Origin of the sequence: Streptococcus mitis, from assembly GCF_047464035.1 — a bacterium.
Lineage (GTDB): Bacteria > Bacillota > Bacilli > Lactobacillales > Streptococcaceae > Streptococcus > Streptococcus mitis_DX.
The window spans coordinates 1-11,350 of record NZ_JASHCQ010000038.1; the positions used below are offsets into that span (position 1 = coordinate 1).

The 11,350-nt window shown below is 38.3% G+C and carries 5 protein-coding genes; all 5 read left to right on the forward strand.

Translation table 11 applies throughout. From position 1 onward, the window contains the following. Positions 1 to 369 precede the first annotated feature (369 nt). Positions 370 to 1,566 (forward strand): MFS transporter, encoded by a 1,197-nt coding sequence (locus tag QM818_RS08695; RefSeq protein WP_414300168.1) that lies wholly within the window; start codon positions 370 to 372, stop codon positions 1,564 to 1,566. 187 nt (positions 1,567 to 1,753) lie between these two features. Then, on the forward strand, positions 1,754 to 2,242 hold the full coding sequence (locus QM818_RS08700) for a cell wall elongation regulator TseB-like domain-containing protein (RefSeq protein WP_414300169.1): 489 nt from the start codon (positions 1,754 to 1,756) through the stop codon (positions 2,240 to 2,242). Then, complete coding sequence (locus QM818_RS08705) at positions 2,239 to 3,417, forward strand: pyridoxal phosphate-dependent aminotransferase (RefSeq protein WP_414300170.1); 1,179 nt, start codon at positions 2,239 to 2,241, stop codon at positions 3,415 to 3,417. The genes QM818_RS08700 and QM818_RS08705 overlap by 4 nt, the downstream gene beginning before the upstream one ends. A gap of 22 nt (positions 3,418 to 3,439) precedes the next feature. Continuing rightward, a complete protein-coding gene (asnS, locus tag QM818_RS08710; RefSeq protein WP_000167160.1) occupies positions 3,440 to 4,783 on the forward strand; it encodes an asparagine--tRNA ligase in 1,344 nt (447 codons plus the stop codon). Positions 4,784 to 5,055: 272 nt separating this feature from the next. After that, positions 5,056 to 11,350 (forward strand): Rib/alpha-like domain-containing protein (locus tag QM818_RS08715; protein ID WP_414300171.1); only part of this gene is annotated, 6,295 nt, incomplete at its 3' end.

Here is an 11,350-nt window from a genome sequence, read left to right on the forward strand (position 1 = left end):
TTATGTTTTGTCATAGTAGACCTCATTTCTAACTCAAACGTCTCACACTTAATTCCACCATAAAAATCCGTTTTAGACTAATTTCCACTTTGGTTGGGCAAGTGGAAGTTACTTTGAGAAATTAGCTGAATTTGATTTTCGAAGAGTATTCTTATATTCACTTGTAATATGATGACATAAGTGCTAAAATAAACAAGAAAACTCGCAATAGAAACCGCATAACAGCTATTTTCCGGTATCATTTCATAAACAATTAAACGAAAATAATGGCATTGAAGAATGCTTCTAAAAAGGGGTGGAGATCATGTAAGGCAAAGATTAACAAGTGACGGACAAAAGAAATAATAATACACTTGTTAAGGAGAAAAGATGTTAATAAGAAATTATCGGAAAAATATTGGCCTGATGGCCGGAGTTGAGTTTTTTGCTTTTTTAGGGATTACCAGTTTTTGGATTCTCTTTCTCAGTCAAAATGGAATGTCTCTTTGGCAGATTGGACTTCTGGAGAGTATTTTTCATACTACCAGTCTTCTCTGTGAAATTCCATCTGGAATGTTAGCTGATCGCTATTCCTATAAGACCAATCTTTATTTAAGTCGAATAGCAGGGATTGTGTCTTCCGTTCTCATGTTGGCTGGGCAGGGAAATTTTTGGATTTATGCGCTAGCTATGGCGGTGAGTGCCTTGTCTTATAATTTTGATTCAGGCACAAGCGCAGCAATGGTCTATGACTCTGCTGTAGAGGCTGGACTGAAGGAGCGCTATCTATCCATTTCAAGCTTTATGGCAGGAGTAGCTGAAGGAACTCGGTCTTTGGGGACTGTTTTAGCGGGATTTTTTGTTCATGGTCAATTACACCTGACCTACTATATCATGATTGCCACTTCTATCATAGTTCTTTTCCTGATTTGGATGCTGAAAGAGCCCAGTGTCAAGCTAGAAAAAACTGATAGTGTGACCATGAAACAGATTATTTGGACTGTTAAGGAAGAGTTGAAGCGAAACCCCATGCTGTTCAACTGGATGATTTTATCTCAGATTGTCGGAGTACTCATGTGCATGTTTTATTTTTACTATCAAAGTCAGTTACCAGATTTAAGTGGTTGGCAAATTTCAGCAGTTATGCTACTTGGTAGTCTCTTCAATATCGTCGCTGTCTATCTAGCGAGTAAGATTGGAAAGAACTATGCTGCCTTGAAGCTTTTTCCTATTCTCGTCCTGCTGACTGGAGTCACCTATATGCTGTCCTACTTTGGAACACCTCTAATCTATATTCTGATTTATTTGATTAGTAATGCTCTGCATGCTCTTTTTAAGCCGATTTTTGACAATGATTTGCAAGGGCGCCTTCCAAGTGAAGTAAGGGCAACCATGCTGAGTGTCTACTCTATGATGTTTAGCCTGAGTATGATTGTGTTTTTCCCGCTGACAGGCTGGTTGATTGACCATTTAGGCTTTGTAGTAGCATTTCTTTATTTAGGATCCTTCTTAGTCATAATTAGCCTTCTTCTACCTATTTTTTTAGGCAAAATAGCTAAAAGAATGGATGATAAAGTAATTTTATAAAGTAAAAGAACTTACGAAAACTTGAGTATCAAAGCTCAGGTTTTTTAATAGGTTGATTTTGGAGCTGTCTTTACTTTTCTTGCTCGGTTTTAAACAAGAAAAATCGGTTTGCTTTGAAGGAAGAAATAAAGTGCGATTGTTCTTGCATTCACTTGTAATAAAGCCCAATAGATGGTAAAATAGACGAGTGAAAAAAAGACAAAAAAAAGCAAAAAATAATCTACTGTGGCAGTATGGTCTAGGGATGACGATTTTGTTTGTGGTTATCAGTGCTTCCTTTCTGTATCTGGTTTCTCTTGGCATGAAACCCTATCAAACAGCTAAAAGTGAAGGAGAAAAATTAGCTCAGCAGTATGCAGGATTAGAGCAGGCTGATCAGGTTGACTTATACAATGGCTTGGAATCCTATTATAGCGTTCTTGGTCGTAATAAAAAACAAGAAGCACTTGCTGTCCTGATTGGAAAAGATGACCATAAGATTTACGTTTATCAGCTAAATCAAGGTGTTTCACAAGAAAAAGCAGAAGCGGTTTCTAAGGAAAAAGGAGCAGGCGAGATTGACAAGATTACCTTTGGCCGTTATCAAGACAAGCCAATCTGGGAAGTCAAGTCAGGCTCTAATTTTTATCTAGTAGATTTTGAAACAGGAGCATTGGTCAATAAGGAGGGCCTATGAAACTATCCAACCGTGTTTTAGAAATGGAAGAAAGTGTCACTTTAGCTAGTGATGCGAGAGCAAAAAAATTAAAAGCTCAAGGTAAGGATGTCCTTTTCTTGACCTTGGGACAACCAGATTTTCACACTCCTGAAAATATTCAGGATGCAGCAGTTAAAGCTATTCGAGAAGGACAGGCTTCCTTCTATACAGTAGCTTCAGGTCTACCAGAATTAAAAGCTGCGGTGAATACCTACTTCGAGCGCTACTATGGCTATTCTGTCGCAAGTAACGAGGTTACCTTTGCTACAGGTGCCAAGTTCTCCCTCTATACTTTTTTTATGGCTGTAATCAATCCTTTAGATGAGGTTATTACTCCAACTCCATACTGGGTTAGTTATGGAGATCAGGTCAAGATGGCAGAAGGGATTCCAGTTTTTGTTCAAGCTAAAGAAGACAATGATTTTAAAGTCACAGTGGATCAACTAGAACTAGTTAGGACAGATAAAACAAAGGTTTTGGTTCTCAATTCACCATCTAATCCGACTGGTATGATTTATACTCGTGAAGAATTACTAGCTATCGGAAATTGGGCAGTTGAGCATGACATTCTGATTTTAGCAGATGATATATACGGTCGCCTTGTTTATAATGGAAATGAGTTTGTTCCAATCTCAAGTCTATCAGAAGCAATTCGCAAGCAAACCATTGTTATCAACGGTGTATCTAAGGCTTATGCCATGACGGGTTGGCGAGTTGGTTATGCAGTAGGTGATCCTGAAATCATTGCAGCTATGAGTAAATTGACGGGACAAACAACTTCAAATTTGACATCTGTTTCTCAATATGCGGCTATCGAAGCCTTAACAGGACCACAGGATTCTGTTGATATCATGCGTCAAGCTTTTGAGGAGCGTCTCAATACCATTTATCCGCTATTATGTGAGGTCCCTGGTTTTGAAGTCGTTAAGCCACAAGGCGCTTTCTATCTCTTCCCAAATGTAAAAAAAGCCATGGAGATGAAAGGCTATACGGATGTGACTGACTTTACAACAGCTATTCTTGAGGAAGTTGGTTTGGCACTCATAACAGGAGCAGGTTTTGGAGCGCCAGAAAATGTCCGCCTCAGCTATGCGACAGACCTAGACACGCTTAAAGAAGCAGTTAAACGCTTGAAAGCATTTATGGAAAAATAAAAGAAAAAGAAAAGGAAAAATAATGACAAAACGTGTAACGATTATCGATGTAAAAGACTATGTTGGTCAAGAAGTGACGATTGGAGCTTGGGTTGCCAACAAATCAGGAAAAGGGAAAATCGCCTTCTTGCAATTGCGCGATGGAACAGCCTTCTTCCAAGGTGTAGCCTTTAAACCAAACTTTGTAGAGAAATTTGGTGAAGAAGTGGGGCTTGAGAAGTTTGATGTTATCAAACGCTTGAGCCAAGAAACGTCTGTTTATGTGACAGGAATTGTCAAAGAAGACGAACGTTCTAAATTTGGTTATGAGTTGGACATTACAGACATCGAAGTGATTGGTGAATCTCAAGACTACCCAATCACACCAAAAGAACATGGAACAGATTTCTTGATGGACAACCGTCACTTGTGGCTACGCTCCCGTAAGCAAGTAGCGGTGATGCAAATCCGTAACGCTATCATCTACGCAACTTATGAGTTCTTCGACAAGAACGGCTTCATGAAGTTTGATAGTCCAATCCTTTCAGGAAACGCGGCAGAAGATTCAACTGAACTTTTTGAAACTGACTACTTCGGAACTCCAGCCTACTTGAGCCAATCAGGGCAGCTTTATCTAGAGGCAGGTGCGATGGCTCTTGGTCGTGTCTTTGACTTTGGTCCCGTATTCCGTGCTGAAAAATCAAAAACACGCCGTCACTTGACTGAGTTCTGGATGATGGATGCTGAGTACTCATACTTAACACATGATGAGTCGCTTGACTTGCAAGAAGCTTATGTAAAAGCTCTTCTTCAAGGTGTTCTTGACCGTGCTCCTCAAGCCTTGGAAACATTGGAACGTGATACAGAACTCTTGAAACGCTACATTGCAGAGCCCTTCAAACGTATCACTTACGATCAAGCCATTGACCTCTTGCAAGAGCATGAGAATGATGAAGATGCTGACTACGAACATCTTGAGCATGGTGATGACTTCGGTTCACCACATGAAACATGGATCTCAAATCACTTTGGTGTGCCAACATTTGTCATGAACTACCCAGCAGCCATCAAGGCCTTCTACATGAAACCAGTTCCTGGAAATCCAGAGCGCGTGCTTTGTGCAGACTTGCTTGCTCCAGAAGGCTATGGAGAAATTATCGGTGGATCTATGCGTGAGGAAGACTACGATGCCCTTGTCGCAAAAATGGATGAACTTGGCATGGATCGTACAGAATATGAATTCTACCTTGACCTTCGTAAATACGGTACAGTTCCACACGGAGGATTTGGTATCGGTATCGAACGTATGGTAACCTTTGCAGCAGGAACAAAACACATCCGTGAAGCTATCCCATTCCCACGTATGTTGCACCGTATCAAACCGTAAATAAATATATAAAAGTAAAAGGTCAAATTGGCCTTTTATTTTTTATGATGAAATCTCATAAAACGTTGATTAATATATATATATATATAGAAAAATCCTCATATTTTGTACATAAACGTAGACAGTTTAGTTGAAATAATGTTATAATGTAAATTAGTGATTGAGTACCTAAGTGTAGCTGTTTTAATGTATAAATTAAGCTGGCAATGGAGGCGTTGTTTAAATACTTGGGTGTAATTTCGCAATTAAAATTTATTTAAAAAGGAGATAATATGTATTCAAGAATGGACAAGTACCACGGACAAAAAGTCCAGCGCTTTTCAATCCGTAAGTATAGTTTTGGAGCAGCGTCAGTAGCTGTGGCAGCCTATATGATGTTTGGTGGGGCAGCGACTGTTCAGGCTCAGGAGCCAGGTACATCAGCTACAGTGACTAGCGAACAGGTTAACTCTGATGCTGGAAATCAAGCAGATTCAACCAAGCCTGTAGCTTCAACTGAAACTTCTACATCAACTGTGGAAGCACAAACAGCTGAGCAACTAGCAACACCAGCTCCTGAGGCAGCACCAGCAGAAACACCAAAAGCTGCAAAAGCTGCAGAAGCACCAGCAGAAGCATCAAAAGCGGAAGAAGTACCAGCTGCAAAGGCTGACATAAGTAAGTTGGAAGCAGCAATTGTTCGTTTAGAAGCAGCTTTAGAAAAAGCATCATCAACTGAAAAAACAGCTTCAGCAATTGAGTCTGCAAAAGCAGAATTAGCAAATGCAAAAGTTGTAGTTGCAAATGAAGCAGCAACAAAAGAAGAAGTAGCAAAAGCTACATCAGCAGTAAACGGTAAAGCTTTCGTTATTGAAAGTATGCCAAAAGCAACTGCAGACAAGAAAGAAGAAAAAGAAAATAAAAATCAAGATCCTAGAAATGGGAAAGCTATCCCAGGTAATGGGGAAAGTGGATTTAGAGCAGATACGTTTATTGTTAATGAAAACAATACTACGACAGTTCCAGATACAACTACAACAGGAACTGACAAATTCACATTCGTAGCTATACCTGAAAATGATTCGAGAAGGAATAATAAAGTTATTGCGATAGCAAGTGGACAAGCAGGAGATATAGAAGTAAAAGGAACTGGAAACGCTCCTACTGATTTAGAAATTGAGATGTATTCTTCTCAGCGTACTGGTCAAGAGAAAAACCCAGTAGCAATGTCAACAGTAAATGGACAACCAGTTACATCACCAGGACGAATGGATTACCCACTTTCAAAAGAACAGGTTCAAAAATTACAAGAAGAAGCTAAACTATGGAGAAATAAGGAAAAACCTGATGGTAATAGAATCTCAAACAATCCTGCAACAGTTTTTGGAAGCTCTGGAGCTTATGAATTTTTGGCAACAGAAATTTATAAGATGGGTTATGAACAAGGAGTAGATCGTGCATATATCCCAAATATATCGAACCGTTTTGCTGTAACAGATAAAGCAAAGGAAGCGGGTTGGAAAATAAAATCAATAAGTCCAACTAATTTGCCAAGTGGTTTGATTTACGATAAAGAGAGTGATTCTATTCAAGGTAGAGTTGTTTCGAATGTTCAAAATGGTGTACAAGATCTAAGGTTTACTGTTGAAGCAGAGAATGAAAAAACACATCAAATTGTTAGTATGGAGTTTAAAAATCTAAGATCTGGTTGGATCGCATGGCAAGATTCAAAACCACCGAGATTAGAAGTTTCAGATGATGCGTATGAAACACAAGTAGGGAAGAATGTAAACATTGATATCTCATATAAAGATGACGCAGGTTCTAATTTTTCTGGAGACAGACAAAGAGTTAATTATAAATTAGCAAGTGGAAAAGTTGTAACAATTCCTAATCAACAATTCAGACAAGCTGTTTCTGGGTTAGCTGGTTATGCTACTACTAAAAAAGCTGGTGAATTGGATGGAACGAAGACTTCTATTCCAGGTATCTCCTATAGTTTAGCTCAAGATGGAACTCCAGTCGAAACTGATGAAAATGGTGATCAATCAGTTTATGGTAAGGGTAAATTGTCTGGGACAGCCACAACAGCGGGTATTTATACAGTATCAGTATATGCTAAGGATTACAATACAACACAAAGATCAGATTCTACATGGATTCATTCGGGACATGAAGTTCAGAAATATATTACCGTTGTTGTAAAACCAACAATTACGGTGAAAAACGTTCATGCTTATGCTACAACTATACCAGTAACAATATCAGATGGAGCTTCAACTGCGGAAGTAAAATTACCTAATGGTAAAATTACGAAGCTTGAGGTTAGAGATGGACAATGGGTAGTTGCATCTGGTACAACAAATGAAAAAGCTGTTCAAGGCACTGCATTAGGACAAGTAGGTTCTGAAATTAATATTCCGGTTTCTGAAGAAGATACGAAGGACGCTTCTACTGATACAATTAGTGCCAAAGCAATAACTGAAAATGTTAAAGCTACTTTATTGAGAAATGAAGTGAGTTTAACAGATAAATCTGGTGTGCATAAAGCTCGTTTAGATGAAACGACAGGTAATTGGGAGCTTGAAAACAATTATAAAGAAGTAAAAGAATCAACTCCGGACGGCGGTTATAAACTAACTAAGAGACAAGTCTTTACAGAAGTACAGACTGATGGAACAATAAATTATTACATCTATTCTTATACTAGAACTTATACTGCTAATGATAAAATAGTAAGTGTTGATGAAGTAACGAGAGATAAAACAGTTATTCCAAGATTAAATACAGCAACTCAAGAGGGAAATGCTGTTGTTGTTGAATACAATCCTGTAACTCAAACTTGGACATCATCTGATAATTCAAGAGTTACTGCTACTAAAGACGGAAATTTCTGGAACATTAGAACAGAATCTGGATTTACTGGTTTGGTTAAAGGTAGCATTGCTGAAAGTGATGATAAGGCATCAATTCTAAATAATGCTCCAACAGTAAGTTCAACTTCTTATACTACAGTAAAAGGTGCCACAGTGGACTTAGTGAAACAAGCATCAGCTGCAGTAACAATTAGAGATACAGAAGATGATGCAACTACATCACCTAAAAAAGAAACAACTATAACTAAAGTAACTGTAACATCACCATCAGGGCAACAATCAGAATATACAGATTTAGAACAAGCAAAAGCTCATCTACTATCAGAAGTAGGTACTTATACAGTTAAAGTTGAAGTAAAAGATAGTAACGGAAATATCGTTACTGCCGATTCAGATACAGCAACAGGAACAAATGAAGGTGATAATACTGCGATTGCTTCAACGACTTATGGTATTACTGTTAAAGATCAAGTAACAAATAAACTATATACAGTAGAAGATGACACTGTAACAAGTGATCAATTAAAAGAAAAAGTAACTCCTACAGAAGTTGATGGATTCACTACAACTAAAAATGATATTACAGATATCCCAACGACTGCAGGTAAAGCAGGTCAAACATTGCCAACTCCTGCAACAGTGACTTATACAAAAGGAACTGAAACAATTTCAGTAGCAACTAAAGTAGATGTTGTAGTTTTACCAAAAGTAACTCCAGAAGGTGTAAAAGTACTAAAAGATAGTACTGGTTTAGAAGAAGTGGTAAAAGCAAAAGCCACAGAAGCAGCTACAGCGACAACTAAGTTGCCAGATGGTGTAACTGTAAGAGTTAAAGAAATTAAAGCAGGAACAGTACCGGCAACAACAGCAACTGGAGTACAAACTCCAGCAACAGCAGTTGTAGAGTATGTAAAAGATGGTAATGTAGTTAAAACTAGCGAAGTACCAGTACCAGTAACGGTAGTAGGTTCAACATCAAGTAACGTTGTCGTATTCGAAGGTGATACAGTAGAAGCTAAAACTGTTCAAGATGCAGTAACACCAGGAACTGGTGGAACAAAAGGTGAACCTGCAATTCCAGAAGACCTAACAAAAACAACAGGTAAGAAAGAAGTAACAGTCCCAGTAACATATGACAATGGTAAGTTAACTGAAACAGTGAAAGTTCCAGTAACAGTTTTACCAAAACCAGAAGCAGATGAAATTCTTGTTCCTAAAAATGGCAACAAAGAAAAAGCAAAAGAAAAAGTGCTTGCTCAAGCTGAAAAAGCGATTGCTGATGGAACATTTACAGGTAAACTACCACAAGGTGCTAGAGTTGAGATTGATAAAACAGCTCCAGTAACAGTTCCTGACTTAACAGATGATACTGAAGTAGATGTGACTGTTAAATACACTGTAGATGGTGAAGTGAAAACAACTACTGTTACAGTCCCAGTTACAGTAGTTGAAGGTGTACCACAAATTGTTCCAGTGGATGAAAACAACAAACAACCAGATCCAGAGAAGAGCATTGATAAAACAGATTATCCAGAAGGATCTACATTTAGATATAAGACTCCAGATGGACAAACATCTCCAATCGATGTAACAACAACTGGAGATAAGAATGTGATTGTTGAAGTGCTGGATAAAGATGGTAATCCTATTGCAGAAGTACCAGCAACTGTACGAGTTGTTGAAAGCTATCCACAATTTGTCCCAGTAGATAAGGATAACAAACAACCAGCTGTTGAAGGAAGTATTGACCCTAAAGCATTCCCTAAAGAGACAGAGTTTTCTTATGAAACTCCAGTAGATACAACAACACCAGGCGAAAAAGATGTTGTTGTAGTAGCAAAAATTGGAGATAAGGTTATTGCAAAAGTCCCTGCAAAAGTGATGGTTGTTGAACCGAAGACACAATATGTACCAGTTGATAAATCAAACAAACAACCAGATGCATCTAAGAGTGTTGATCCTGAACAATATCCAGATGGAGTAACATTCAAATATAAAACTCCAGTAGATACAACAACACTAGGCGAAAAAGATGTTATTGTAGAAGCAAAAGACGGAGAAGATAAACTTGTAGAAGTTCCAGCTAAGGTTAAAGTAGTGGAAGGTAAAGAACAATTAATTCCTGTAAATCCAACTGAGAAACCTCAAGCAAGAGACAGTATTACTCCAAGTGATTATCCAGAAGGTTCAACATTTGAATACAAAGTTCCAGAAGGACAAAAAGAACCATTTGATGCAACAACTGTTGGGGATAAACCAGTAACGGTTGTTGTAAAAGATAAAAATGGAAATGTATTAGTTGAAGTTCCGGCAACGATTAAGGTGGTAGAAGCTAAACCAACACCAATTGAAACGCCAGTAACGAATACACCTTTAACAAAAGAGGATATTGCTAAATTTGTTAAAGTTCCAGAAGGTGGAAAAGTAACCAATGTAGAAAATATTCCAGACTTGACAACTCCAGGTGAGAAAGATCCAGTTAAAGTCACTGTAGAATTACCAAATGGAAAAGTGATTACTGTTGACGTTCCAGTTAATGTAACTCCAGTTAATGAAATTGAAACGCCAGTAACGAATACTCCGTTAACGCCAGAGGATTATACAAAAGGAATCACGATTCCAGAAGGTGGCAAGGTCACAAATGTTGAGAACATTCCAGACTTAACAACTCCAGGTAAGAAAGATCCAGTTAAGGTAACAGTTGAATTACCAAATGGAAAAGTGATTACTGTTGACATTCCAGTTAATGTAACGCCAGTTAATGAAATTGAAACGCCAGTAACGAATACTCCGTTAACGCCAGAGGATTACACCAAAGGAATTAAAATTCCAGAGGGTGGCAAGGTCACAAATGTTGAAAACATTCCAGACTTGACAACTCCAGGTAAGAAGGATCCAGTTAAAGTAACGGTTGAATTACCAAATGGAAAAACAATTACTGTTGACGTTCCAGTTAATGTAACGCCAGTTAAGGAAATTGAAACGCCAGTAACGAATACTCCGTTAACGCCAGAGGACTACACTAAAGGCATCAAGATTCCAGAAGGTGGCAAGGTCACAAATGTTGAAAACATTCCAGACTTGACAACTCCAGGTAAGAAGGATCCAGTTAAAGTAACGGTTGAATTACCAAATGGAAAAGTGATTACAGTAGAAGTCCCAGTGAATGTAACACCTGTTAAAGAGATTGAGACACCAGTCACATCTACCCCATTAACACCAGAGGATTACACTAAAGGCATCAAGATTCCAGAAGGTGGCAAGGTCACAAATGTTGAAAACATTCCAGACTTAACAACGCCAGGTAAGAAAGATCCAGTTAAAGTCACTGTAGAATTACCAAATGGAAAAGTGATTACAGTAGAAGTCCCAGTTAATGTAACACCTGTTAAAGAGATTGAGACACCAGTCACATCTACCCCATTAACACCGGAGGATTACACTAAAGGCATCAAGATTCCAGAAGGTGGCAAGGTCACAAATGTTGAAAACATTCCAGACTTGACAACGCCAGGTAAGAAAGATCCAGTTAAAGTAACGATTACCTTACCAAATGGAAAAGTAGTTACGGTAGAAGTACCAGTGAATGTAACACCAATTACACCAATTGAAACACCAATAACAAAAGAAAAACTGACTCCAGAGGATGTCCTAAAACAAATTAAGATACCAGAAGGAGCAACAGTTAAAGTAGGAGATCTCCCAGATTTAA